Origin of the sequence: Ligilactobacillus aviarius (assembly GCF_001654615.1) — a bacterium.
Lineage (GTDB): Bacteria > Bacillota > Bacilli > Lactobacillales > Lactobacillaceae > Ligilactobacillus > Ligilactobacillus aviarius_B.
This window is the reverse complement of the sequence record NZ_LWUD01000008.1, coordinates 1-26,746: the sequence shown is the minus strand read 5'-3', so window position 1 is coordinate 26,746 and position 26,746 is coordinate 1. Positions and strand designations below refer to the sequence as shown.

Here is a 26,746-nt window from a genome sequence, read left to right as displayed (position 1 = left end):
ACAATCGCCACGTTAGAAGTGACTTTACTAACATCAATACCAAAAACAAAACGCATAATATGTACCATCCTTTCAAAGTTGATTCATAAACTTTTACTAATCTAATTTTCAAAACATGACATGAATGCCAACAGACTACGAAGAGATTCACAGTGAAAGCAATGAAGTTGCCATTTTGTTATGCGACATCAAGTGTCAAAAAAGCTCACGACATGTCAACTTCATTTATCACTTTAACGCAAAGAAAAAGTGATAGAAAACAAGATCCCGTCGGATCAAATTTTCTATCACTATCTTAGTCTGTTTGTTATTAAAAACCATATAATAAAAGAGAAGAGGTTGCGACTTGTGTCACAACCTCTTTGCTATATCCACATAATCGGGTTCCAAAACAAACGAGCTACGTGGAAGGACGTAAACCTCCGAATCTATGCTGCGCGATTCGTTCGCTTTTCTGCTTCCACCACGCTCGTTTTTTAACGTTTTGTCACACCTTCTTATTAATCAACTAATTTTCCAACCAACGGTAACTTAGCTAATACCTTATCACCATGCGGCGACTTGTTTAACAATGCATCCGTTACATCGGTTCCTGCCAGATTTCCGTGGTGTTCGCCACCAGTCCATGCTGGTGAATCAGTAACATCGTAAACTTTTCCATTCACTGCAACATAAGCCGGGTTACCATTTTGACCATTGTACTTTGCTAAATCCGCCCGTTTAATTTCTTTTTCTGCCATAATTAACACCTCTCAGTTATAACAATACCAAACTTGAATCAAATGAGATATTAATATGCTTGCTCTTAGTAGACCCCGCCTTGGTAAGTTCCACTGACAACATGGCGGAAATCAAACGTTGCTAATTCCGACATTCGAATGATCCGGCTGACACCAATCGCAATCATTAAATTCAATGGTTCATCCGCATCATCTGGAATAACTAACACGGTTTGCTTGCCCGATGCCCGAAGATAGCCTAATTCATAGGCAACCCCGTCATCAATTTGAGCCGGATTGTACAACATGATTCCTAAATCGGCGCCCATCATTCCTTCAATATCTGAAACATAAGTCCGATTTTGCCATTCAATATCATGAACAAGTTCCGGATGTTCGTTAACATCCATTCCTTTGTATTGATGATCAAGCGGGAAATGTGAAAACTCACGTGAAACGGTCGGGTTCGCTTCAATTGCTTTCAACCCCGCATCTAACTGTTCGCGTTGTTCAGGTGTAAACCAACTGCATGCAATATATGCCTTAACTGGACCAGGTTCAACTGTCATAATTCTTCTCCATTCTTTCTTTCGTTGTCATTTACCGAAGTAAATATTTTACAAATAAATAAATGCCACCACCAAAAATGATGATGCCAATCGTCATAATCATTCCACGTGAAAAAGTAGCCGCTCGGTCCCGAACTCCCAACGCATTATAAATCATTAAAAAGCCGACTACGATCAGCAATAAGATTATTAAAATAATTGAAAGTCGCATCTCGTTCACCTACTTATTCTCGTATATTCTTATCTTATCCTAGATTAAACCCGTTTGCCATAAAAAGATAACACAAAAAAGGTAAAGCAAACCAAGCCTCCTAAAATCAAGGAAACTTTGCTTACTTTACCCTTTAATTACTACGATTTTAAATTATGATTTTAATACCAGCCGCATTCTTGCCAGTGCTTTTGAGCATTGACCCATGAACCGTAACGGCTTGTAACATATTGGTTAGCAACTTCATCTTGGTGGGCTGGTGAGTAATCGCCGCCTAAGTAGCTTGCGCTTAATTGGTATGCCCCAACATATTGACCATTCCGGGCATTATAATTTCCGCCTGATTCACGAGCAACGATCCATGCCTTCGCAGCTGCATCACTGCTTGAAAGGTTTGATGATGCTGAAGAATTTGAACTATTATTTGCTGTTGCTTGAGTTGATTGTGAACTTTGAGCAGCAGGTTGAGTATTTTGATTTTGCGCTGCTTGATTATTTGAAACTGCAGGTTGTTGAGCTGCTGCTTGCGGTTGGCTGTTTCCTTGATTATTTTGACTTCCATTAACTTGAAGTTGTTCCCCAACATAAATCAAGTTAACATCAGCTAAATGATTAAGTTGTTGGATCGATGAAACCGTTGTGTTATATTCGGTTGCAATTTTTGAAAGAGTATCGCCACTTTTTACCGTCACTGTATCAGCGTTTGCGGCTACGGCACTTACAGTTATCAAGCCGAATGCTGCTGCAATTGTCAATAAAAACTTTTTGATTCTCATAAATAAAATTCACTCCTATAAAAAATTCTGTTTTCATTCTGACACGTTGTTTTCCCTTAACAACACCGTTTAGTATACGGGGTGAATATAACAGGCAAATAGCAGGATAATTACTATTTGCCGCCTTTATGTAATATTTATCTTCAGGATGTAACTTAAAGTAATAAACTCTAACAAAATAAATTTATTTACCAATAAGAATTCCTTTACTCGCGGCGTTCATTCATTTTCGCCCTTTTATGACAAAATCACCTTCATTGAACAGGAATTCCCATTGAGTTTTCACAAATAATTTTTTCTAACAAAGAAAAAACCAGCAAAACAGTGAAATTCCACCGTTTTTCTGGTTCTCAATCATCGGTTTGTAATTTGAATGTTACATTTCCGTTTTCTTTTGACGATGCTGTTCAAACTGACGGTATACCTTAAAGAGGATTACAAAAATCAAAAGAATTAAGATAACCGCAACGATGATCCGGAGCGTACTTCCGCGGAAGACCGCATCCCCGCCAAAAGCATACAGTAATGACATCGGCAGCGTTCCAATCGCGATACACATAATCAACCGCCCGATTCCCATCTTAAGCTTAACGGCCATATAGCTTGTAAAACTTGATGGAATCATTGGAAGCGCATATCCCAAAATAATTGCCAGTGCCGGATCTTTAAACCGTTTAAATGATGCCATTTGATTTTTGAATCGTTGCGAATGCTTAATGAAATTAAAGTGCGCTAAAAGATAAACGACCAGTAAATTTCCTAAAACGTATCCGCCAAGATTCATTAAGATCCCCATCCACGGACCATAAAGGACCCCGTTAAAGATACAGACAACCGCAACCGGTGCTCCCGGAATTGCAGTCAAAATCGCAGTCAAAATAATTAGTAGACAGGCATCCTTGATCCCATGATGCCGAAAGGCCTGCTTTAAATACATGCGATCATTTTGCGGATTAAAGAACTGATGAATCTGCGGGTAATAATCCCGCAGTAACAGTCCAATTACTCCAACCGCCAAGATAATTCCTAATGTAACTGTACTATATAGTAAGATTTTTCTTCGTGTTTCCTTTTCCATCGTCAATTCCTTGCTAATTATCCTTTACTTCTATCTTATCATTTAACAATTTGAAAAAACACCGAAACAAAACGTTGACACGGTGTCACCGTTAGCATATAATCTAAATATCATCAGTGACACAGTGTCACCAAAAGGAGTTGATTAATTTGCCTAAACAAACATTTTTAAAATTAAATGCCGAAAAAAAGAAACGCGTTGACAATGCGCTTCTAAATGAATTTGCGCATTACCCATTAAACGAGGCTCAAGTTGCGCGAATCATCAAAGACGCTTCAATTTCACGGGGAGCTTTCTATAAGTATTTTGATGATCTGACCGATGCATACCAATATCTTCTTCATCAGGAGCTTGGCCACGTTCACGTTGATCTTGAAAATCAAGATTATACTGATCCACAGCTTATAATCCGCCAAATGCGCCGGTTTATTGATGAGGCGCATACTCTTCCAAGCTATTCATTATTTCAAATGCACTTTAAATATAATGAAAATTTGCTGCGGCCATTTATCCCGACAACTGAGATGAAGACCACTACTTGGATGTACTTCATTTTAAGTCACGAAACTTTACGCGCACTCTTTCTTGATCCCGCTAATCAAGAATTTTATTTCACCCGGTTTAAAACCGCAATTGCTCAAATAGGAAAGGAACAGTAATTATGTTTTTAGCACTTAAAGAAATCAAACATGAAAAACTTCGTTACGGCCTGGTGATTTCAATGGTCGTTCTCATTAGTTACTTAATCTTTATCTTAACAAGTTTAGCCCAAGGATTAGGAAGTCAAAACACCGCCGCAATCGACACGTGGAACATTAAACAGGTTGTTTTGAATAAAGACTCTGACATCAATATGCGGCAATCCTTCCTGACGACCCAACAGGTTGACCAGCTTCACCAAGGCAAAAATGATGCTGTCATTGGCCAAGCCGCCGTGGTTGCTAAACACTCCGATCTGCCGCAAATCAGTGCAACCTTTATTGGAATCAAGCCAACTCAATTCATTTATAAGGATATGAAGGTCATTAAGGGCCACAAGCCATTAACCGACCGCCAATTAGTTGTTGATTCATCGTTTGAAACTAAAGGATACAAACTTGGTCAGTGGGTCAAGTTGAACTCCCTTAACCAAAAATATCAAATTATTGGGTTTGTCAAAAATGCGAAGATCAATATTTCACCAATTGCATATGGCAGGTTATCTGCATGGAAAACCATCAGTAACTTGAATCCCAACTTGGCTGCAAACGCCCTTATTACTCGAAGCAAACATTACAAAGTTACTGACAACAATTTAAAAGCATACTCGGTATCCGCCTTTATCAATAATCTTCCCGGCTACACTGCCCAAAACATGACTTTTGAATTTATGATTGGATTCTTGATGGTCATCTCATTGATCGTCATTGCGATCTTCCTTTACATCATTACCAATCAAAAACTTCCAAACTATGCTGTTTTGAGAGCCCAAGGCGTGCCCGCCAAAACACTGGTTATCAGTACGATCATGCAATCGTTGATTTTAGTTGTCAGCGGAATTTTAATTGGCGCTCTTCTGACATGGATCACCAGTTTAGTCATTCCCGCAGCGGTCCCAATGACGTTTAACGTTCCCGTTTTAAGTGCGGTTGCTGCTGGATTAGTCTTAACTTCGATCATCGGTGCAATTTTACCAGTCCGGACAATTATGAAAATCGACCCTGTAAAGGTTATCGGCTAAGAAAGGAGCTTTATAAGATGACTGCATTAACTTTAAATCACGTTAATAAAACATTTGGAAAAGGAATTGCAAAGGTTGAAGCCCTCAAAGATGTTAATTTTAGTGCTGACCAAGGAGAAATGACCTTAATTCTTGGACCATCAGGCTCCGGCAAAAGTACGTTTTTAACGATTGCCGGAAGTTTGCAAACCCCGACTGACGGCGAGGTTTTGATCAACGGCGATGATCTTCGGCATCTCTCTGCCAAGAAGCGCGAACAGTTACGCCTTAATCACTTAGGGTTCGTTCTTCAGTCATACAACCTTGTCCCATACCTGACAGTTAAAGAGCAGTTTAAACTCGTTGATAAGGTTAAAAAGAGCGGCAACCTTTCAGCAAGTCAACTCGATGACCTGCTGAAACTGTTAGGAATCGACCAACTTGTTAATAAATATCCCGACCAGCTTTCAGGCGGTCAAAATCAACGGGTCGCAATTGCCCGCGCGCTATATCCGAATCCCGAAATTATTTTGGCAGACGAACCAACGGCGGCTTTAGATTCTGCCCATGTTGAAGAAGTTGGCAAGTTATTTGCACAGCTTGCCCACACCCAAAATAAAGCGGTCGTTGTTGTTACCCATGATTTACGCCTAAAAGACTACGCCGACAAAATTTTCAACATCACAGATGGAGTAATTTCACGGGAAAAATAGCTTTGTCGTTCCCCTTTGATTTTGATAAAATGAATAAGAATTTAATTTTTATCAAAGAGGTGAATCCCGATGATCAAACAGGAAAAACTTTCAGAATTAACCCAAACCGATTTTAAATGGTTTGACGTTGTCGACATTGATGAAGCTGATATTCGCGAGCTTAAAAAATCATTTAAACTTACTCCCGAGATCACTTCATATGTATCTGACCTGAACGAACGGCCGCACTATGACTATGATGAACACACTGATAGCCATCTTCTCGTATACGACGTTCCTCTTTGGCCGACAGCTGAGATCAATCATTTTACGACCCGGCCAATTGTTTTTCTAATTCATGAAAAGACTGTTTTTTCATTCCATACTCACCGAACAAACTATGTTTTTGAGCAGTTTGAAGGCAGCGAAATGCACCAACGGCTCCAAAATGTCCATGACATCACCGAGTTTGTAATGCTGTTTCTCTTTCATTCGACCCAGTATTTTCAACGGGCATTGACCCAGATCAACACTGATCGCAATCAACTTGATCGGGAATTAAATAACGAAATTGCAAACCGCGATCTTCGCGAACTAGCTCAAATCGAAAAAAGTCTAGTTTACCTTTCAAGCAGTATCAGTACAAATTTAATGATGCTGCAAGATCTAGGGAAAACGCCGCTGGCCCGGTTACTGACGCCCGCAGCCTTTGAACGGCTCGATGATATTCTGATCGAATCCAAGCAGTCTTCCCAAATGGTTAAAATTTCAAGTGAAGTTACCGAAATGCTTTCAAAAACTTCAAATAATATTTTGAATAATAACCTGAACGATACAATGAAGTTTTTAACTGTTTGGTCGTTACTGCTGACGATTCCAACCATCATCACCGGATTCTTCGGCATGAATGTCAACCTCCCCCTTACCAACAATCACTGGGCCTGGTTGATCATCATTGTCTTGAATGTCGGCTTTATGATCTGGCTTTTTATCTACATGAAGAAACACCATTTCATTTAATAAAATACGAACTATTCCAGTTAATGAATTTTAATCTCAAGGAATGGTCCGTATTTTTTTACTATTCAAAACGGTTCCAATCAGGTATAATTAACTCACCGAAAGGGAAGGAGAAAAATTATGAACACACAAACAACCACTCAACCCCTTGTAAAAGCCGTTAAGCGTGTTGCTTGGGGAACAATTATTTTTTTAGTCGCACTTAACGTAATCGACTTGCTCGTTTCACTTGGAATTGTAATCATCCAGGGAAATTCCAATTTGATTGAAGGACTTAAAACCGTTTCAGCAACCAATGGCTGGGCATATATGATTGCCGGCATCATTGGCGTCATTCTTGTCTTAGCTAAAGCAAATCAAACTGAACGCCAGCAGATTTTTACCGCGCGTAAAACGGTGATCACCTGGCAAGCAATTATCGGCATCATCCTCATGCTTTTTGTTTTTCAACTCGGAGCTGAACTTTTTGGAACCATTGTTGAGGTCGGCTTGAAGCCTCTTGGATTTTCAGCTCTTGCCGAGATGCAAAATGCAAGTCAAACCGGAATTCGCTCAGTAAGTATGATGGTTTATGGTGGAATCTGTGCTCCGTTATTTGAAGAAATCGTCTTTCGCGGATTCGTCTTCCGCAAATTGCAACCATTCGGCGTTAAATTTGCCCTGATCATCTCATCGCTTCTCTTTGCATGTGCCCACGGGAACTTGATCCAAAGTCCGTTTGCGTTTGCAACCGGAATGCTTCTTGGATTAGTTGCATACCGTTATGGATTAAAATGGGCCATTGTTACCCATATCATTAATAACCTTGGATTAAGCATCGGTCTCCAATTACTTTCGCAAAAGATCGCATGGATTCCGTTCCTAACCGTTGGCCTGGCGGTAATTGGCCTGATTGGATTCATTTTAGTCGGTATACGACCTTTGATCAATTGGTGGCGGCAAAATCGAATTCAAGATCACTTTTTAGCAATTGCTTTCCGCCAATTACCAATTTTAATTATTTTAACTTATGGAATCGCCCTTGCACTGGGTGGAATTCAACATCGATAAAAAAATGGAACTGCAAAAACTTGCAGTTCCATTTTTTATTCTAATACCTTCACTTTTAATCCCGAGAGTAATTAGGAGCTTCTTTTGTAATTTGAACATCGTGCGGGTGTGATTCCCGTAATCCAGCTCCTGTAATTTGAACAAATTGGGCTTCCTCCCGAAGAGTCTTCAAATCAGGTGCGCCACAGTAACCCATGCCGGCCCGTAAACCACCGTCCATTTGATAAAGAACGCTTGAAACAGGGCCTTTATAAGCAACTTGTCCTTCAATTCCTTCTGGAACAAGCTTATTAGCTTCATTTACACCGCTTTGGAAGTAACGGTCAGATGAGCCGTGAGTTGAGTCCATGGCACCTAAACTTCCCATTCCACGGTATGCTTTGTACCGCCGTCCTTGATAGAAGACCGTTTCACCTGGAGCTTCTTCCGTTCCGGCAAGCATTGAGCCAAGCATTACGGCATTTCCGCCAGCTGCAATCGCCTTAACAATATCACCAGAATACTTGATTCCCCCGTCAGCAATGATCGGTTTGCCGTATTCACGGGCAACACTTGCAGCATCATAAACCGCTGTTAATTGAGGAACCCCAACTCCGGCAACGATCCGGGTCGTACAAATTGAGCCTGGTCCGATACCAACCTTAACAACATCAACCCCGGCATCATACAACGCTTTCGTTGCTTCTGCGGTTGCAACGTTGCCGGCAATCAACGTTGCATGCGGGAAGTGTTCCCGAATCTCTTTGATCTTCCGTAATACGCCGGCTGAATGGCCATGGGCAGTATCGATTACCAATGCATCCGCACCGGCTTCAAGGAGTGCAGCTGCCCGTTCAAAGGTGTCACTTGTAACCCCGACAGCAGCAGCAACTAATAACCGGCCCTTGTCATCCTTAGCGGCATTTGGAAATTCAACGACTTTTTCCAAATCCCGTAATGTGATCAATCCTGATAAACTCCCTTGTCCATCAACCAATGGAAGTTTTTCGATCTTATTCTTTTTAAGGATCTTCCGGGCTTCATCAAGCGATGTCCCTTCCTTCGCTGTAACTAAATCCTCTTTGATCATTACATCATCTAGTTTTTGATCATGATTTTGGATAAAGCGGATATCCCGGTTAGTAATAATTCCGCACAACTTCCGGTCATTCCGGCTGTTAACAACTGGAACACTGCTAATGTGGTTTTCATGCATTAACTTTTCAGCTTCCGCAACAGTGTTGTCCCGGGTTAAGAAATCTGGATCGTTAATGATTCCATTTTCAGAACGCTTTACCTTCCGGACTTCTTCAGCTTGGCGTTCGATCGACATGTTTTTGTGAATAACACCTAAACCGCCTTCGCGTGCCATCGCAATTGCCATTTCAGATTCCGTTACCGTGTCCATTCCGGCACTGATAATTGGAATATTCAAATGCAAATTATCTGCCAAATCGACGCTTAAATCAACTTCATTCGGCAAAACATGGCTTTCTGCCGGAATCAGCAAAACATCATCAAACGTAAAACCTTTTTTTGAAAACTTTGTATCCCAGTTAGACATAAGTTGTTCCTCCATAAGTTTATTTATTGTTTTATAGGTTACACAAAATCCGTATAAATTTCAAGTGATTATTACAATTAATTGCGAATTACGAATAATTATTCCGAGATTAGTTTCAAAAGGAGGTTTAAATTACAACAATTTAATTTATTCCAAATAAACCGTCCGCAGTTTTTTCAGTTTTTCCGGCGTCAATCCTAAGTATTTTTCAAAATATTCATCCATTGATGAGGCCACCGTTTTACAGGTTCGTTCTAACACTTTAAAGTTTTCTGAACTGACAGCTAAATTCGAATTTAATTTATCTGCAAGGGCATTTCGCGCATCATTTGTAACTAAATGATTGATTTCGGTTGCCGATGCGCCTTCAAAAAACAAATTCGTTAATAAATAATCCTTTAAAATTTCTTCCGGTTTCACCTGCAATGCGCTCAAAATCAAGAAGGCGGCCACTCCAGTCCGGTCTTTTCCAGCAGAACAGTGGAATACCAGACTTTGACCTGGTTTATCATTTGCTAGCAACAGCTCAAACATTCGCTGGTATGCCATCCGTGCGTGCTGGTCGACAAGCATTTGAACATAACTTTGATCAGCGTAATCTTGATCATCGATTTTCATCTTCATGTAGTTAACGATTCCTAGATTTTTAAATAACGATTTGCTGAACGGATAAACCGGTAAATTAACATACGCTGCTTTTTCAGGATACCGGTCCGCATAGTATTCCGTTTCAGCTGGTGAACGAAAGTCAACATCGATTCGCAACCCGTAATCGGTCAAGAATTGAAGGTCATCGTCCGTCAAATCGGTCATGTTTCCCGAGCGCAAAATCTTGTGCCACTTAACATGCTTTCCATCAATCGTTGAGTAGCCTCCTAGTTCGCGGAAATTGACCCCGCCTTTTAAATCAAGCATCCGTTGATGTTCCATCTTAATTCCTCCTTAACGCTAGATACAGCAAGAGGTTGCGACAATTGTCACAACCTCTCTTTTACTCTTATGGATTTGGGGTTCCCTGCTCATCTTCAGCAGAATCATCTTCTTGACTGGCTAATGGGGTAACCTTCATCCAATCAATGTAATTGCGCTTGAAATCGGTAACTTCGATTTCAACGTTGCCAATTTGAATTTTTGATCCGAGTTTAACCTTATAATTTTCAAGCAAATAGCCTGCTAACGTTACGCTATCTGCTTCTTGAAATTCCTTATCTTTAAACTTAAAGAACCGCTCAAAATCATACAGCGTAGTTTTCCCCGATACTTTATACGTTCCATCATTATTTGGAACAATGTCGTCGGAAGAAACGTCATCAGCTTCGTCCTTAACCGTTCCGAAAAGCTCTTCGTAAATATCCCGATCAGTTACGATTCCGCTTGTTCCACCGTATTCATCCAAAATAACCACTAACGGAACATGTTTCTTAATCATTTGTTGCAATAACTTTTGAATTGGGGTCATCTCAGGAGCAGTAATGACCGTCCGCATTACCCGTGAAACCCGGACAGTATCGTCAACTTGCGCCTGGCGGATCATATCATAAATATAAACGTAGCCTAAAATGTTATCCTTATCGTTATTCGCAACGACGGGGTAACGTGAAAACTTGGTTTGCAAATATTTATTGATCACGTCACGCACCGTGTCAGTTACGTCAACAACTTCGAGACTTGTCCGATCGACCATCACGTCCTTGGCAACCTTATCGTTAAATTCAAAGGCCCGTTCCATGTAAACATAGTCTTCGCGGTCAATCGCCCCGCTATCAACGGAGTTTTTCGAAACGTTCAAAATTTCATTTTGCGACATGACGTCTTCTTCTTCGCCTGCCGGTTTTAATCCAAGCGCCTTCACAATTCCTGAAGCTGACTTATTAAGCAACCATACAAACGGATAGAAAATTACGTGGAAGTAGTGTAACGGCCGGACGATGAACATCATCATCTTCATCGGCATGTCGATACTAATGTTTTTTGGGACGATTTCCGTTAAAACCACTTCAAGGTAGGTCAAAATTACGACCCCTAAAACTGCACTGACGGCCACGATCGTTGCGTGATTGATCGGCAACTTGCCGAAAGTCTTAATTAAGATTTGCGACAAAGTATCGGCCCCGATCCAGCCTAAAATGATTCCGGTCGTCGAAACCCCAACTTGGGTCGTCGATAGGTACTCATTCATGTTTGAAACCATCTGCAGTGCAAGTTTCAGTTTCTTCTTGTTGCCTGTTCCTTCTTCCAGTGCACTTTCAATCGCACTCTTCCGAACAGACACAATTGCGAATTCTGCTGCTACAAAGAAAGCGGCAAAATAAAAGACGATCACTACAATAATCAAATTGATTATCGCCTGACCACTTGACATTTAGTCATTCCCCATTTCTGAAAATAATTAAATTTTATTTTATATTAAAATCATACCACCTTTTACGGTGTTTGTAGACTACTGCCCGTTATCTGTTAGATAAATTTTCTTTAAATCGCGCTGTTGTTGCGGGGTAACCTTCAATACCTGCTCAACATAATTGCGGACATTGCCAGCTTCTGCGCGAATGACGTTCAGGGCTGTATCCAAATACTCATCATAAACATGGGTCAAAGCTTCAATATTTTTCAAGAAAACTGGTCCCAGTTCGTGATAAAGTTTCTGTTTATTTTGCTGATTCAATGCTAAATGCTTGTTTGATGAAAGGTAGTCCTCACGAATGATTTCATCAGGAACCCCTAAAACAGTCATCAAATAAACAGCACCCATTCCGGTCCGGTCTTTTCCTGCCGTACAGTGGAAAAGAACTGCTTCACCGTCAGCTGAATTAGCCAATAACTCATCAAAAAACACCCGGTAAGCATGTTGCGCGCTTGGCGCAAGGACAATATCCTTATATGAATTCAACATATCATGATAGCCAGCTTCAGGATCTTCCTTAAATGCTTGCTTTCGCATTTGATTCTTTGCCGTACTATTCGTTTCATCAGCTGGAAAAACCGAATCATTAATATACTTCGCCATTGAAGGAACCTTGTCCGGGTATTCTTTCTGCTCGCTTGGTGAGCGAAAATCGACATCGACCCGCACCCCATATTCATTTAGATAGTTCAAATCGTCATCCGAAAGCGGATTAAGCATCCCTGAACGCACCGCCTTATGCATTTTGATCATTTTCCCATCAGTTGCGGGGTATCCTCCAATATCGCGAAAATTGAATCCATTTTTGACTTCTAATAAATGCTGTTCCATCTTTTAATCCTTCTTTTCCTTTACTGCTGCCAGATTACTTTGAATCTGTTCTAAGCCGGAATGAACCTTGGTAATGATTTGTTGAGCGATTTCCATCGGCGCGTTATTCAACGTTTCAATTGAACCTAACTGATCGATATGAAATTTCGATGCATTCAGATCCGGCGCTTCCATGATCAGTTCAACTTGCACTGGAACCTCTTCATCTGAACTTTCAAAAAAATTATCGACCCGGTTGATATTTGCAAACGGCAGATTGATGATCCCGCTTTCTAATCGGACTGAGACGGCTTCTTCAAAACCCGTAATCACCAAAATCTGCTGTCCAAGTTTCCCCTGAGCCACCGTCGTTTGAAAATCCGAAAGAAGTTGTTTTAATGCCCCGTCGAGATCGTTAACGGGTGTCTCCATTTCACTGCTGATAAAATCGCCGTCAACAATGCGGTCAATAAAATCCTGTACCTTAATCTTCATTTTGATGATCCTTTTCCTTATTCTTGTGGTTGAATTTCTTTTGCGTTTCAAGATACTTGTAGTGACTCTTCAATTCATTATATGGATTACCCTTGTCGCTTCGGCTTTGAATCACTAACATTGTTTTGGCTGGAATATTCTTTTCAAGCCATTCGGCGTCTGAAGTTGTCAGCCAAATTGCCCCATTGGTTTGAGCAGCATGTTTATGTTTAAAGCTCTTTCCTAAGCATTTAACGGCTTCCTTATCAACTTTTCCGTTCTTATCAGTTGGAACAGCTTGAAGCATTGATTGAACACCATACGGGTCGCCAGGGTTTGAATATGAGATCCATGCTGCATAACTGCGAGCTGACGGGGCATCATAATAATTCGTTCCCCGCGTTTTTTTGATCTTAAAAATTCCTAGCGGAGTCTTTTGCCGGTTATCCATTGTTTGATAGTTCGGGTTCCCATAGGCATACATTGTATAGATCGTAAACGGTCCCTGGTGAACATACAACCGTTGCTTAGCCAGTGAAAATGAAAGCCATACCCGATTCAATTTTGAATAGTGCCGGTACTTGGCAATTTCAGGATATGGTAATGTTTCGCTCGGCTTATTCCATTCAACCGGTTTGCGCAAATGTTCCCGTTGCTTTTTCATCATTCGGGCATTAATTTTAGCATCATGTTCATCGCGCTTCTTTTCCTTTGCTAATTTAACTGCCCGAATCCCTTCTTCGTGCTTAATATAGATGTATGAGCCGACTGTTCCTGCAACCAAAACAATTGCAACTAACCAGGCCAGCCAACTACTTTTTTTCTTTTCCATTTTTCTGCCTCTCGCTTAGTTCTTTCTTTTTATAAATATACGTAAACGCGCTTAAAAATTCAAATTTTATTTAGTTTTCCGCAAGGCTTCGACATCAATGATCCGGTCGACCCATCCATGATAAAATGAAGCTTCATGAGTTACCAGGATCACGTTACCCGGATAACTGATCAGGGCTTGCCGTAACGCATCCTTCGTTTCATCATCCAAATGGTTTGTTGGTTCATCAAGAATCAAGAAATTGCTTGGATGAAGTTCCAGAATGCATAATTTGACCTTCGTCTGTTCGCCACCACTAAGCAGATTCAACGGCTGCATTGCATTTGCAGCATTAATTCCAGCCCGCGCAAGCTTTTGGCGAATGGTCTTTGGTTCGAGCAACGGATCGATATTTTGAATCGTTTGAAGCGGGGTTTGCGTGGCATCATCCCATACTAAATCCTGATTAAAATACCCAATTTTAACCGCGTCGCCGAAATTGGCGGTTCCTTCAAATACCGGAATTTTACCCAGAATCGACTTGATCAAGGTTGATTTACCGACCCCATTAAATCCCTTCAAAACGATCTTTTCACCATGCGTCATTGAAAACGTAACCGGTGCTAACAACGGTTTGTCATACCCGACAACAAGATTTTTAACCGTTAAGGTATTTGCCGATAAAATTTCTTCAATTGGAAAATTGAAATGGGCGCGCAAATTATCACTTGGCGGAGTGATCCGTTTCATCTTGGCTAACCGTTTCTCACGGGATTTTGCCATTGACGCCCGGGTCCCCGCCTTATTCTTCCGAATATAAGCTTCGTCTTTTTCAATTTGGCGTTGTTGCTTTTCAAACGCCTTTCGCTGAACTTCCTTTTTAATTTCTTTTTGCTTGATTGCCGCTTTAAAACTTCCGGTATACTTCGTGATTTTTCCCCACGCAACATCGATAATTGCGTTAGTGACCCGTTCTAAGAAATCATAATCATGAGAAATTACCATAAATGCTCCCTGAAAGTCATTCAAAAAGCCAATCAGCCATTCAATATGTTCAGTGTCAAGATAATTCGTCGGTTCATCCAGTAAAAGCACATCCGGACTTTCCAACAACAACTCTGCCAAAATAATTTTGGATCGTTGTCCGCCTGAACAATCACTTACCCGGCGATCCTTTCCAAGCGCGTCGATCCCTAATCCTTGCATTACCTGATCGATTCGGGAATCAATTCCATAAAAATCATGCGCTTCAAGCGTTTGCTGATTCCGTCCTGCCCGTTCTAACAAGCGTTCATCCATTGTTTCAGCATACTCAGCGTAATCTTGCTGAATTTGTTTTTCAATTTCATAAAGGTCTTTAAAAGCACTTTTCAAAAAAGAAATAATCGTTAAATCATGTGCCGATTCAGCGTACTGATCCAAGTAACCGATCTTAATTCCTTTTTGCCACTTAATTTGGCCTTCGTCAGGAAAAAGCTGTTTGGTTATCAATTTGATCAAGGTTGATTTCCCAGCTCCATTTTGACCGATCACGCCTAAATGATCTTCCTTATTCAAACTGAATTCAGCATCCGTATATAATTGCTTTTCAGCAAAACTCATTGAAAGGTGGCTAACTTCTAAAATTCCCATTTTTCAACTTCATATCACTTTAGATAAAAAAACACCACATGTTCCGCCTACGCGATCCATGTGGAGCTTCTGCGTATTCAATTAATTGAAACTCGGATCTGCTGCAAAACTCCTCGAGAAAGTTTCACATCAGTTGAGCCCCACGTGCATCATGCCCGTAAGCTCAATTACTTGTTTGCTTTGTCAGCTTCATCGCGTTCCTTCAAGAAGTCTAAAACAGCTTCGTGTTGTTTACGACGCTTCTTGATGTTCTTATGGTTTACAGGACGACGATCGTTAGCTGCACCAATGTGTGTGTTTTGTGACATGAAGTTACCCTCCCTTCTGACATTAACAACCATTTATTTTATCGAAAATTATCAAAAAATTCAAGTTTACTTTGAAGATGATCCGCGACGTTTCCGAAGTTGATGAACAATTAAGGTAATGACCACCGCGATCAAGACGATCATTCCAAAAATCGCTGCTGGAATTTCAATGTCGATGGCCGGAATTGAAATAAACAGTTTAATCGCAATCAGGGTGATCAACGCATATGCCATGACCTCAAGTTCTGGAATCTTCTTCATTAATTGCATGATCACTTCAGCAATTCCCCGCATACATAAAATTCCAATCATGCCCCCAATTAGAACAATCACCGGATTCGGTGAAATTGCCAACGAGGCTAAAATGGAATCGACCGAAAAGACAATGTCCATTAATTCAATTGATACAACGACTGACCAAAAAAGCGGCAATAACCGTTTCCGTTTCTTTGAATGATGCTGGTCAGAATGCGGATGCGCCATCTTCCAAAAATGATTGATCGATAGGTAAAGCAAATATCCAGCCCCAATCACTTTGATCCACCAAAACTTGATCAAAAAGGTTCCGACACCAATTAACAGGAATCGGAAAAGATACGCTCCCCATAAGCCGTAAAATAATGATTTTTCCTGTTCTTTTTTAGTTGGAAGTTTTTGGGTTTGTGCTGCAAGGACAATCGCATTATCGACCGACAACAAACATTCGATCAAAACCAGCGACAAGATAATCAACCAGTCGCTTCCTGATTCAATCACGGTTTTCCAATTATTCAAATCAAAGAACGGACCATATAAAGTTTGTAAAAAATGTATCAATTAAAATCTCCTTTAATTATCATTGTATAAGGAAAATATCACATTTCAGTTTTAATTTCAAAGGCTAGCAAATAATTCTTAACGGAAGCTTAACCTTGCTAATCATCCAACGGCAATGTCAATTCATCCGTTTGCGCTTGCGCTGGCTGTTGTTCAACCTTGCCATGCAAAAAGCCCTTGATCATTCCGTAAATCGCTGTCTTTTCATTCGCCGATAATTGATGCCCGTTGAAGTTTAGCTGGGCATTGGACGTAAATAAATCGTCAAGTTCAACTTCGGTATATTGCCGCCCTGCAAGGAAATCAAGGGACACGTTAAAGTAATCTGCCAGTTTCATCATTTCAATGTACGACGGGGTATTCACGCCGCGTTCCCAACTTCCAATTTGGGGACCGGTATTGGCCCGTTCACGCGGATAATCCGCTAATGATTGGTTTAACGCGCTGGCTAATTCCGGCAACGATAAGCCTTTTCCTTGCCGAAGAGCCCGTAATCTCTCAGGAAACATTTTATCACCTCATAAATTAAAACCTTCGAATCAAAAAGAGGCCGTCCCGTTTTCGGCACAACCTCCTTCCGTTAAAAACTTTGCTTTCCGACTATTGTAAGCCGCCGCCCATCATCATCATGAAGACTTGAACTCCAAATGAAATTACCTTCATAATGATTTCTGATGACAGTAAATAGAAAATAAAGAATCCTAATCCCATTACTAATGCAGTTACGATTCCGGCATAGATCCGGTCAAGGCCTTCTTCATTTGAACGGCTGATAACCGCAACTAACACTGCAATTCCAAAAATTGCTAATGCAAAAAGGGTCAATAATGAAATTGCCCGCCCGGCAATTCCAAAAAGCCCGAGAACCAAGATTACAAGCGTTAAAATCACGTTGATTCCGCTGTAATGGGTGATGCGGTTAGTGTATGTCCAAAAGTTTTCTTTCTTACCTGAAACCAAATAACGGCTTACTAAGTATGTTCCACCGATAATAATTGCGGCTGCGATCAAACTGAAAATGAAAAGTTTCAAGTAAACTAACAATTCAGCAATGCTTGATTTGCCACCATTCAAAACGTAAAAAATGTTGTTGATATTTGCACCGAAAAATGAATTCTTAACTAATACGTGGAAGAAACGGTACAATGCGCCGAAGAAAACAAGTAATTCAGCAACAATGGTAACGACCCCATACCATTTTGCACCTTCAACTTCTTCTCCGGGATGGATCCATGAACTTAAGATCCACTTAAAGTAGTTTAATTTCTTTCCCGTTGCAGCTGCACTTGCTGCACTTGAAGAATTATCCTTGTTCTTTTCATCACCGTGAGGATAAAAAGTAACGGTTTCTAATTTTGAATCGTTTTTTGACATTCGATCTACTCACTTTCTCTTTATAAAATACAGTTTTATTGTAAACTAATTAATTTCTTTTTTAAAGAAGAGGGTATTTATTTTCATTAAAAGAATTTATAATTATTTGTGAAAAAAGATGGAGGAGTTTGCGATGCAATTTAAAAAATCATTTCAAGCTGTTATTTACTTTATTCTTGGACTCTTGGCGTGTTGCCTGACGGTAAGTTCTGCCCACGCTGACCAGCTATCAAAGCGAATTGACCATATGAGCCTGCAAGATAAAATTGCGCAGATGTACTTTGTTCCGAGCGATGGCAATCAAAATGACGTTCTCAACGCCATTCAACAGTATCATGTTGGCGGTGTTGTCTTATTCGGGGCTGATTTTCAAAACCAAACCCCTGACCAGTTCAAAGCCAAACTTGCCGGATGGCAAAAAGCAAGTCAGATTCCGCTTTTCATCGGAACTGATCAGGAAGGCGGGACCGTTTCGCGCCTAAGTGATAATCCTCAATTAACAAACAACCGGCAATTCCCATCACCGCAAGCATTAAATAATAATATGCAAGCTGAAGTGAATGAAGCCCGAAATGTTGCTGGGATTCTTCACAATTTAGGAATCAATTGGAACTTCGCCCCTGTTGCCGATGTTTCAAATAATCCTCAAAGTTTCATCTATCCCCGGACATTCGGAAAAGATTACCAGCAAACGGCAACGTATATTTCAAAAGTTGTTCCGGCAATTCAAAGTCAAAAAGTGGTTGCAACCCTCAAACATTTCCCAGGTTATGGAACTGCGGGCGACACCCATACGGGATTTGCTTCAACTAACAAATCGCTTGCTGATTTTCAAAACCAAGACTTTCTTCCGTTTATTGCGGGAATTAAAAGCCATGCTGATGCAGTGCTCGTTTCACACATTGTGATCAATCAGGTTGATAATCATTACCCGGCCTCATTATCACCGCAAGTCCATAAAATTTTAAGAGATCAATTACACTTTAAAGGCGTTATTATCACTGATGACCTTGGAATGGGTGCAATTACCCAATTCGCCCAGGATAATCACGTAAATGCCGATGTTTTAGCCGTTGAGGCCGGAAACGATATGCTTCTGAGCAAAAACTATCAGACTGGGATTCCGGCAATTGAACAAGCTGTTAAGAACCACCAAATTTCAGAAAAACAGATCAACCAGTCTGTCTATCGGATTTTAAAGCTTAAGAAAAAAATTGGATTAATAAAATAAATTGATAAAATAAGGTTGTGACATAAGTCACAACCTTATTTTTATTTATATTCATCTGGTTCTGGTTTTTCTGCAAGCGTAATAACGCCGATCGCATTCAATCCTGTATGAGTCATAATGATTGGGCTCGTTAATCGGGCAATATAAGCCGCATCAACACTGTTTTCTGGAAGAACAGCATCCTTCACCTTTTCCAAATATTCATCGCTACAATCAACATTTGAAAGTGATAATTCTTGAATGGGATTATCTTGATGCCGTTCTTTTAGTTCTGCACAATATTTGAAGAACGTCTTCCGGCTGCGGCCCTTCTTCACAACATCCAAACTATCTTCCCGTAACCGGACAATAACCTTCAAATTGATCAGTTTGGTCAACATGCTTGCCATTTTCCCAAGCCGGCCGCCTGACAAGATATTGTCCAAGTTATCAACTAAAACATCGATCGTCGTCCGTTCAAGGATATCTTTACAATGTGCTTGAATTTCCTCAATTGTCTTGCCCGCAGCTGCATCCTTTGCCGCTGCTAAAACTTGAAATGCTTCACCGCGATCAGTTGACTTACTATTGATCACCGTTACATCCGTTGATGACATTTCAGCTGCTGAAACGGCAGTTTGATACGTTCCGCTTAAAACATCAGAAAGCAAAATGGCAACGACCTGGCTTCCATCTTCACCCAAACGATCAAATACATCGACAAACGAACCGACTGCTGGTTGGCTCGTCTTTGGCTTATTCCCCTTTTTTAATTCTTCAACAAGTTCTTCACGGGTAATCGTTTCCCCATCAACGAAAGTTTGCCCATTGATTTCAATTGTCAACGGAACAATTGTAATGTTATTTTCTTTAATTTCTGCTGGGGTTAACTGAACTGATGAGTCAGTTACAATCTTAATATTTGCCATTTTAAATTCTCCTTAAGCAGTTTTCTATTCTAATTATATATTAAATGTTTTCAAAATCAATATAATATAGACTTAAAGTCTAGATAGTTTAGCTACCAAACATCTCGGATCATTTTTATTATAGTCGATTACTCCCAATTTTAATAGCCAAATTCAGCATTAATTCCAATAAAAAAAGCGCGGAAGTGATTGAAATCACCCCGCGCTTCAAGATCATCATTTTATTTTGCAACGACTTTAATGAAATCGTCACCATGGTGAATTTCGTCAGCTTTCTTGTGACCAACTTCAGCATAGTTAGCGGTGTTCGTGATAATTGTCATTACAGTTGGATCGTATCCTGCCTTTTGAACAGCATCAATGTCAACTGTTCCTAACTTATCGCCCTTCTTAACCGTTTGGCCTTGCTTGACAAAGCTTTCGAAGTGTTCACCCTTTAAGTTGACCGTATCAATTCCGACGTGAATCAGAACCTCAGCGCCCTTGTCAGATGTAATTCCGTAAGCGTGCTTGGTTTCATAGGCAACTGAAATCTTACCATCAACTGGAGCATAAATTGTTCCATCAGTTGGAATGATTGCAGCGCCATCACCCATCATCTTGGTTGAGAAGACTTCATCGTTTGTTTCTGATAAGTCTTCAACTTTTCCGTTAACCGGAGCAGCAATAACTTCACTGTTTAATGAAACTTCTTGCTTTTGTTCAGGTTCAACGTGATCTTCCTTAGCTTCAATTGCTTCAGCTTCTGAAGTTGCAACCGGAACAGGATTTACAAGTTGATTGTGAGACTTCCCGTAAAGGAAGGTAACTGCAAAGGCAATTGCAAAACTGATCAATTCACAAATTACATAAACAATGATTGACTTTGTGTTAACTGATAAGAATCCTAAGAATCCAGCAGATCCAAGGGCAACAGCCCCAACCTTAAAGATTCCGGCAATAAATGAAGCAATGCATGAACCGACTAAGGCACAGAAGAATGGGAACTTGAATTTCAAGTTGACCCCAAAAATTGCAGGTTCAGTAATTCCAAGTAATGCTGAAACGCCGGCTGATGAAGCTAAACCTTTTGTCTTCTTATCCTTTGTTAATGTCATCAAGGCAAAGGTTGCAGCCCCTTGTGCAACGTTCGCCATTGAAGCAACGATGAAGATAAAGTCGCCGACACCTTGGTGGTGAGCAGTAAAGGCTGAAATCAATTGAACTTCAACAGCTGGGAAGCTTTGGTGCAAACCAGTTAAAACAATTGGTGAGTAAACCGCACCGAAAATTCCCATTCCGAATGCGCCGGTCGTGTTGTACAACCAAACAATTCCATCAGTGATCAAGTTTGAAACTTCACGCATCACCGGACCAACAACCGTAAATGTTAAGAAGCCAGTAATGATAACTGAAAGTAATGGGGTAAACGTAAAGTCAACTGCTGATGGTAAGTGTTTGTGGAAGAACTTTTCTAAAATTGAAAGAATCCAAACTGCTACTAATACCGGAATAACTTGGTATGTGTATGGTGTTTGGGAAACGTGCATTCCGAAAAGGTTCCAGAAATGACCTGCAACCAAGCTTGGGGAGGTCATCATCATTCCGATTACGCCACCAAGGAATGGATTGGCACCAAACCGTTTAGCGGCTGAGAAACCAACCATGATTGGCAAGAAGATGAATGGTGCTGAAGCCATTACTTGAATCATTTGCGATACCGCTTTGAGTTGCGGAACCATTTGAATAACGGCTTCTGGGCCAAACAAACCTTTTGATGTAATGAAGTTATTCAAGGCCATCAAAAGACCACCGGCAACTAAGGCTGGAATCAACGGAACGAAGATGTCAGACAAAAGTTTAACGAATGCCATGATTGGATTTGGTTTCTTTCCGTTTTGGGCAATGTCTTTCAAATCTTCGGTCGAGGCTTCCTTAACGCCTGTTTCCTTTACAAAGTAATCATAAACATTGTTAACATCCCCAGGGCCGATAATAATTTGATATTGGCCGTTTTGTTTGAATGTTCCTTTAACATCATCATTATTGTCTAAAGCTGCTTGATCAACCTTAGAATCATCTTTTAAGACTAACCGAAGCCGGGTTGCACAGTGAGCAGCAGCAACCACGTTGTCTTTTCCAACAGCTTTAACAACTTCAGATGCGACTTTTTGGTGATCCATGGTGATTCCTCCTTGATTTTTTATTTTCGTGAAAACGTTTTATTTTCCTGAGTACATTTATAATGATAGCGCATTCTCAGAATATGTCAATCGTTTATCACAAAATAAATCAATTATTTTTGAAAGCGAAAACAATCTTGATATATCAATCATTTATTTATGGTAATCGATTGACACACCTTGCAAATTTATTTATCATAAAAATGAATTTAATAGAAATTAATAAGAAATCACTTTAATGAAAGAAGGCTCATTCATGGAATGGACAACTGAAAAAAGATACTTACCATATAACAAATGGGACGCCGAAACATTGCTTGACCTGCAAGCTCAAGCAGACCGGTCGCAATCCCAACTCCATTACCATATTCGTCCAAGCTCTGGCTTACTTAACGATCCGAATGGTTTTTCATATTTTAACGGCGCCTGGCACGTATTCTATCAACAATATCCATTTGGTCCGGTTCACGGATTAAAGTCGTGGCATCACATGAAATCAGCTGATTTAGTCCACTGGGAAGACATGGGATTAGCTGTCAAACCTGATACTCAGTTCGACAGTCACGGAGCATATTCAGGTTCTGCAACCGTGATCAACGATAAATTGTTCTTAATGTATACCGGTAATGTCCGCGATCAAGATTGGGTTCGGCATTCTTACCAAAACGGGGCCTGGATGGATCAAAACGGGCACATTGAAAAGTTAGCCCAGCCATTAATTGAAGCTCCTGATCATGTCACGGAACACTTCCGCGATCCGCAAATTTTAAAGCATGGTGATAAATACTATGCAATTTTAGGAGCTCAAGATAAAGAAACCGAAACCGGAAAAGTCGCCATCTTCAGCGCCTCCGATTTAACTGGCAAATGGACTGATCTTGGATACATCAACTTTACTGATAAGGACATGGGATACATGATCGAATGTCCAAACTTAGTTTTTGTTGACGATCAGCCGGTCTTGATTTTCTGTCCTCAAGGCTTAGATAAGAAAATCACTCCTTACGAAAACATTTATCCAAATATGTATGTTGCCGGCAGCAAGTTTAAGTTTGACGCGGGTAAAATGACGACGACTCAAGCCGCACCAATCAATTTGGACGATGGCTTTGACGTTTATGCCACTCAAGCATTCAATGCTCCCGATGGAAAAGCTTATGCAATCAGCTGGGTCGGCCTTCCTGACGTTGAATATCCAACTGACAATGAAAACTGGGCAAATTGCTTAAGTCAAGTTAAGGAACTTTCACTTAAAAACGGGCGGTTGATCCAACGGCCAGTTGCTGCAATGGGAACTTTGCGCCAAGCCGGACATCTGATTCGAACCGAAAAGGTCATTGATGGCCGTCAAGTTGTTGAAAGCCACGCTGGCCAACAATATGAATTGAAAATTACCATCGCCCGGAATCAAAGCGGAACTTTGCACCTTGCAGGAAACCACACCGTTGATCAAAGTTTGCAACTCAACTTTAATACTGGGAAAGACGCTTTCTTTGAAATTGACCGTTCAAAGGCTGGCCAAACGTTCAATGAAAAATTTGGTGTGACCCGGAAGATCCGCCTTCCTGAAAACCAAAACCTTGACCTTGATATTTTCATTGATCATTCATTAGCCGAAGTCTTCGTCAATAACGGTGAACACGTAATGACATTGCGCTACTTTGCCGATCAAAAAAATGATAAAATTGCACTTACAGGAAAGAATTCATTAAACTACTATGGAACTTTCTGGAATTTAGCAGATATGTAAAATTAAAGAGGATAACTTATGCGGCCAAAATTAACGGATGTTGCAAAAAAAGCAGGGGTTTCACCAACCACTGTTTCACGTGTAATCAATAATTATGGATATTTAAGCGAAAAAACAAAAAATAAGGTTTACCAGGCGATCCAGGAATTGAATTACCGCCCAAATTCATTGGCACGTTCCCTTCAAGGAAAGCAAACCAATTTGATCGGCGTGATCGTCCCTGATATTACCAATCCATTTTTCGCCGAGCTTGTTAGTTCGATTGAAAAAGAATTATTTAATAAGGGATATAAAATGATTCTTTGCAACGCGAACTATGACAGCCGCAAAGAACAGGAATACCTTCAAATGCTGATTGCCAACCAAGTCGATGGAATCATTACTGGAACCCACAACTTAGATATTGAAGAATACAATAAAGTCGGGCTTCCAATTGTTTCTTTCGACCGGACCTTATCAGAAAACGTCCCAATCGTCAGCTGCGATAATTACCAAGGAGGCTGTTTGGCAACCGAAGAGCTTTATCAAGCCGGATGTCGGCACATCGATTACTTTGGAAATCCGCAATCAATTGCCAACCCGACTAATCAACGGTTAAAAGCATACGAAGATACGATTCAAAAGTTTGGTTTAAAAGCCCACGTTCACGCTGTTCGCTTCTCAGAATCGCCAACGTTAAAAGCCGTTTCAGTCCGGCAATTACTTGAACAGCACACTGCTGATGGGATTTTCTGCTCGGATGATTTAACTGCACTGTTAGTTTTACAAGAAGCTCAAAAGCTCAACATTCATGTTCCAACGCAACTGAAAGTTATTGGTTTTGATGGGACGAAATTAAATCAGACCTATCACCCTGAGCTTTCAACAATCGTTCAGCCAGTAAAAGAAATTGCTGAATTGTTGACTGAATTACTTTGCAAACGAATTGAAAATCCCGATTTCAAAACGGAAACTAATCAGTTTAAATTACCTGTTAAAATTCTTCGAAGCAAGACAACGGCTCATTAAAATCTAAAAAAAGAGGTCAATGACATTCATGATATGCACCCCAAATCTTGGACAAAATAAATCCAAGATTGAAGTGCCACAAAAAAGTTGGACATTTAAATAAGTCTTAATTTTTTTAGCTCGTAATAGTATTAACTGTTGCGAGCTTTTTTTGTCGATATTGGCAGGGACTCATTCCATTTAATTTAAAGGAGATTCGTTTAGTATTGTACCACCCAACATAATTCTTAACTTTTTGTTGTAATTGATTAATATTTTTAATTTCTGTTCGTTTAAGACATTCCCTTTTGAGAAGATTAAAGAAACTCTCCATTGGAGCGTTATCGTGGCAATTACCTTTTCGTGACATACTTTGAATTAAGTGATGTTGCTTTAATTCATTTCGATAGTAAGCTAATTGGTAGTGCCATCCTTGATCAGAGTGAATTAATACCGAAGTAGCTGAATTATCAAAAGTCGGTAATTGTGCTAATGTATCTAAAATTAATTTTGTGTCAGGATGTGAAGATGTTTGAATTGCCAGAATTTCATGGCTTCCTTCATCAAGTACGGCGGAAATATAACCAAAATTTCCATTTTCCATCCGTATTTGAGTTATATCTGTATGCAATACTCTATATGGTTCTGTAGTATCAAAATGTTGATTAAGAAGATTAGGAGCGATTTTCCCAATATTTCCACGATAAGAAGAGTATTTTCTCCTGCGTTGATTATATATAGTAGGACATAATCCTAATTCTTGATGCATAATTCTTCTGATTGTTTCCATGCAGTATGGATAACCAGCTTGTTGTGCTAATAAAAAAATTCGACGATAACCATAGGTTTCATGACTATCTTTAAACCACTTAACAATATCTTTTTTTAGATCAGCATATTTATCCGCATGATTCAATTGCGATAAAGTATAATAAAAAGTCGAACGTGGCATTTTAAAGAATGTCAAGAGTTGTTTTAAGGGATAACTCACCCTTAACCTTTGAATTACTTCCGTTTTACGGATGTTGTCGACTTGTTGAGGGTGAGTAATGTTTTTAAAATATCACGTTCCATTTCTAAATGTTTAAGTTTTGCTTCCAGTTGTGCAATTTTTTTGTCTTTATTTTTTTCAAATAAAATTAATTTACTTTTTTTAGTTGAAGACATTGTATGAGAACTCCTTTTAGCATGTGGACGTAAGCCCGCTATGCCAAATGTTTCATAACTATGATACCATGCGCATACTTGAGATTTTGAAATATTATACTTAGCAGCGATTTTTCTAAATCCTACGGATGAAGAAATATAATCTTGAACTACATGGATTTTAAAATTAATCGAAAATGTACGTCTTCCTTCATGGATTAATGCATTAGTTCCGTGTTGTTGTACTAACTTACACCAATCAATAATATTACTTTTATCTACATCGTATTTTCGAGCCAAACTACAGTAAGAGCTCCCATTAATAGCTTCTTTTACAATTTGTTTTTTCATTTCTAATGAATATTTAACCATAAAAAAAGTGCCTCCAAAATTGTTAGTTTCTGTCCAACAATTTTAGGGCACTTCAGATTTGGGGTGCTTTTTATGCGTTTAACAAAACAAGATAAGATTAATATTTATCTTCTTTATCAGAAAGGATATCCGTATTCAAAAGTACAACGATATTATCCAATTGGGAAAAGTAATTTTTATTACTTGACTCAGGTATTAGATCGT

General features: G+C 39.9%; 28 protein-coding genes. 8 read left to right on the top strand and 20 right to left on the bottom strand.

What is annotated here, in order from left to right:
• Nucleotides 1-500 precede the first annotated feature (500 nt).
• The 5 genes from A3O17_RS02000 to A3O17_RS01980 form a co-directional block, all read right to left on the bottom strand.
• On the bottom strand, nucleotides 501-740 hold the full coding sequence (locus tag A3O17_RS02000; RefSeq protein ID WP_057826589.1) for a cytochrome b5 domain-containing protein: 240 nt from the start codon (nucleotides 738-740) through the stop codon (nucleotides 501-503).
• A 65-nt stretch (nucleotides 741-805) separates the two neighbouring features.
• Nucleotides 806-1,288 (bottom strand): nucleoside 2-deoxyribosyltransferase, encoded by a 483-nt coding sequence (locus A3O17_RS01995; RefSeq protein ID WP_064212760.1) that lies wholly within the window; start codon nucleotides 1,286-1,288, stop codon nucleotides 806-808.
• Between the two features lie 31 nt (nucleotides 1,289-1,319).
• Entirely contained in the window at nucleotides 1,320-1,499 is a 180-nt protein-coding gene (locus A3O17_RS01990; RefSeq protein ID WP_064207841.1) for a hypothetical protein, read from the bottom strand.
• 161 nt (nucleotides 1,500-1,660) lie between these two features.
• Nucleotides 1,661-2,275, bottom strand: a complete 615-nt coding sequence (gene apf, locus A3O17_RS01985; RefSeq protein WP_064212759.1) for an aggregation-promoting factor — start codon at nucleotides 2,273-2,275, stop codon at nucleotides 1,661-1,663.
• 376 nt (nucleotides 2,276-2,651) lie between these two features.
• Nucleotides 2,652-3,353, bottom strand: coding sequence for a TVP38/TMEM64 family protein (locus A3O17_RS01980; protein WP_064212758.1), 702 nt, complete (start codon nucleotides 3,351-3,353; stop codon nucleotides 2,652-2,654).
• Between the two features lie 149 nt (nucleotides 3,354-3,502).
• Between A3O17_RS01980 and A3O17_RS01975 the strand changes: the two genes are divergently transcribed.
• The 5 genes from A3O17_RS01975 to A3O17_RS01955 all read left to right on the top strand — a co-directional run bounded on the left by A3O17_RS01975 (nucleotide 3,503) and on the right by A3O17_RS01955 (nucleotide 7,814).
• On the top strand, nucleotides 3,503-4,012 hold the full coding sequence (locus tag A3O17_RS01975) for a TetR/AcrR family transcriptional regulator (RefSeq protein ID WP_064212757.1): 510 nt from the start codon (nucleotides 3,503-3,505) through the stop codon (nucleotides 4,010-4,012).
• A gap of 2 nt (nucleotides 4,013-4,014) precedes the next feature.
• Complete coding sequence (locus A3O17_RS01970; protein WP_064212756.1) at nucleotides 4,015-5,073, top strand: ABC transporter permease; 1,059 nt, start codon at nucleotides 4,015-4,017, stop codon at nucleotides 5,071-5,073.
• 17 nt (nucleotides 5,074-5,090) lie between these two features.
• The gene (locus tag A3O17_RS01965) at nucleotides 5,091-5,765 is read left to right on the top strand and encodes an ABC transporter ATP-binding protein (protein WP_064212755.1); all 675 of its coding nucleotides are present in this window, start codon (nucleotides 5,091-5,093) and stop codon (nucleotides 5,763-5,765) included.
• Nucleotides 5,766-5,834: 69 nt separating this feature from the next.
• Nucleotides 5,835-6,764, top strand: coding sequence for a magnesium transporter CorA family protein (locus A3O17_RS01960; RefSeq protein ID WP_057826597.1), 930 nt, complete (start codon nucleotides 5,835-5,837; stop codon nucleotides 6,762-6,764).
• A gap of 120 nt (nucleotides 6,765-6,884) precedes the next feature.
• The gene (locus A3O17_RS01955; RefSeq protein ID WP_064212754.1) at nucleotides 6,885-7,814 is read left to right on the top strand and encodes a CPBP family intramembrane glutamic endopeptidase; all 930 of its coding nucleotides are present in this window, start codon (nucleotides 6,885-6,887) and stop codon (nucleotides 7,812-7,814) included.
• 55 nt (nucleotides 7,815-7,869) lie between these two features.
• Here A3O17_RS01955 and guaB read toward each other — a convergent pair whose 3' ends face one another.
• The 11 genes from guaB to A3O17_RS01905 form a co-directional block, all read right to left on the bottom strand.
• Nucleotides 7,870-9,357 carry an IMP dehydrogenase gene (gene guaB / locus A3O17_RS01950; RefSeq protein WP_064207849.1) on the bottom strand — a complete coding sequence of 496 codons (1,488 nt, stop codon included), beginning with the start codon at nucleotides 9,355-9,357 and terminating at the stop codon, nucleotides 7,870-7,872.
• 147 nt (nucleotides 9,358-9,504) lie between these two features.
• Nucleotides 9,505-10,287, bottom strand: a complete 783-nt coding sequence (locus A3O17_RS01945; protein WP_064212753.1) for a tyrosine-protein phosphatase — start codon at nucleotides 10,285-10,287, stop codon at nucleotides 9,505-9,507.
• Nucleotides 10,288-10,354: 67 nt separating this feature from the next.
• Nucleotides 10,355-11,719, bottom strand: coding sequence for a hemolysin family protein (locus A3O17_RS01940; RefSeq protein WP_064207881.1), 1,365 nt, complete (start codon nucleotides 11,717-11,719; stop codon nucleotides 10,355-10,357).
• Nucleotides 11,720-11,797: 78 nt separating this feature from the next.
• Nucleotides 11,798-12,592 (bottom strand): tyrosine-protein phosphatase, encoded by a 795-nt coding sequence (locus A3O17_RS01935; RefSeq protein ID WP_064212752.1) that lies wholly within the window; start codon nucleotides 12,590-12,592, stop codon nucleotides 11,798-11,800.
• Between the two features lie 3 nt (nucleotides 12,593-12,595).
• Nucleotides 12,596-13,066 carry a hypothetical protein gene (locus A3O17_RS01930; protein ID WP_064212751.1) on the bottom strand — a complete coding sequence of 157 codons (471 nt, stop codon included), beginning with the start codon at nucleotides 13,064-13,066 and terminating at the stop codon, nucleotides 12,596-12,598.
• On the bottom strand, nucleotides 13,056-13,877 hold the full coding sequence (locus A3O17_RS01925; protein WP_064212750.1) for a hypothetical protein: 822 nt from the start codon (nucleotides 13,875-13,877) through the stop codon (nucleotides 13,056-13,058). The genes A3O17_RS01930 and A3O17_RS01925 overlap by 11 nt, the downstream gene beginning before the upstream one ends.
• Before the next feature lie 66 nt (nucleotides 13,878-13,943).
• Nucleotides 13,944-15,488 (bottom strand): ABC-F family ATP-binding cassette domain-containing protein, encoded by a 1,545-nt coding sequence (locus tag A3O17_RS01920; protein ID WP_064212749.1) that lies wholly within the window; start codon nucleotides 15,486-15,488, stop codon nucleotides 13,944-13,946.
• 167 nt (nucleotides 15,489-15,655) lie between these two features.
• Nucleotides 15,656-15,796, bottom strand: coding sequence for a hypothetical protein (locus A3O17_RS07905; RefSeq protein WP_164477234.1), 141 nt, complete (start codon nucleotides 15,794-15,796; stop codon nucleotides 15,656-15,658).
• A 66-nt stretch (nucleotides 15,797-15,862) separates the two neighbouring features.
• Nucleotides 15,863-16,609: a TerC family protein gene (locus tag A3O17_RS01915; RefSeq protein ID WP_155728902.1), complete on the bottom strand. Its 747-nt coding sequence runs from the start codon at nucleotides 16,607-16,609 to the stop codon at nucleotides 15,863-15,865.
• Between the two features lie 101 nt (nucleotides 16,610-16,710).
• Entirely contained in the window at nucleotides 16,711-17,121 is a 411-nt protein-coding gene (locus tag A3O17_RS01910) for a helix-turn-helix domain-containing protein (RefSeq protein ID WP_064212747.1), read from the bottom strand.
• Between the two features lie 91 nt (nucleotides 17,122-17,212).
• A complete protein-coding gene (locus A3O17_RS01905; protein ID WP_064212746.1) occupies nucleotides 17,213-17,986 on the bottom strand; it encodes a DUF6574 domain-containing protein in 774 nt (257 codons plus the stop codon).
• Between the two features lie 133 nt (nucleotides 17,987-18,119).
• On the opposite strand from A3O17_RS01905, the gene A3O17_RS01900 reads away from it, so the two are divergent.
• Nucleotides 18,120-19,217 carry a glycoside hydrolase family 3 N-terminal domain-containing protein gene (locus A3O17_RS01900; protein WP_064212745.1) on the top strand — a complete coding sequence of 366 codons (1,098 nt, stop codon included), beginning with the start codon at nucleotides 18,120-18,122 and terminating at the stop codon, nucleotides 19,215-19,217.
• Nucleotides 19,218-19,258: 41 nt separating this feature from the next.
• On the opposite strand, the gene A3O17_RS01895 is transcribed toward A3O17_RS01900, so the two are convergent.
• Nucleotides 19,259-20,125, bottom strand: a complete 867-nt coding sequence (locus A3O17_RS01895; RefSeq protein WP_064212744.1) for a DegV family protein — start codon at nucleotides 20,123-20,125, stop codon at nucleotides 19,259-19,261.
• A gap of 221 nt (nucleotides 20,126-20,346) precedes the next feature.
• The gene (locus tag A3O17_RS01890; protein ID WP_064212743.1) at nucleotides 20,347-22,287 is read right to left on the bottom strand and encodes a sucrose-specific PTS transporter subunit IIBC; all 1,941 of its coding nucleotides are present in this window, start codon (nucleotides 22,285-22,287) and stop codon (nucleotides 20,347-20,349) included.
• Between the two features lie 256 nt (nucleotides 22,288-22,543).
• Between A3O17_RS01890 and A3O17_RS01885 the strand changes: the two genes are divergently transcribed.
• Nucleotides 22,544-24,037 carry a sucrose-6-phosphate hydrolase gene (locus tag A3O17_RS01885; RefSeq protein WP_064212742.1) on the top strand — a complete coding sequence of 498 codons (1,494 nt, stop codon included), beginning with the start codon at nucleotides 22,544-22,546 and terminating at the stop codon, nucleotides 24,035-24,037.
• A gap of 18 nt (nucleotides 24,038-24,055) precedes the next feature.
• Nucleotides 24,056-25,045, top strand: coding sequence for a LacI family DNA-binding transcriptional regulator (locus A3O17_RS01880; protein ID WP_064212741.1), 990 nt, complete (start codon nucleotides 24,056-24,058; stop codon nucleotides 25,043-25,045).
• 115 nt (nucleotides 25,046-25,160) lie between these two features.
• On the opposite strand, the gene A3O17_RS01875 is transcribed toward A3O17_RS01880, so the two are convergent.
• Together A3O17_RS01875 and A3O17_RS01870 are read right to left on the bottom strand one after the other, a co-directional pair.
• Entirely contained in the window at nucleotides 25,161-26,015 is an 855-nt protein-coding gene (locus A3O17_RS01875; protein ID WP_081255618.1) for an IS3 family transposase, read from the bottom strand.
• Nucleotides 26,016-26,029: 14 nt separating this feature from the next.
• Complete coding sequence (locus A3O17_RS01870; RefSeq protein ID WP_064207784.1) at nucleotides 26,030-26,542, bottom strand: helix-turn-helix domain-containing protein; 513 nt, start codon at nucleotides 26,540-26,542, stop codon at nucleotides 26,030-26,032.
• Nucleotides 26,543-26,746 lie beyond the last annotated feature (204 nt).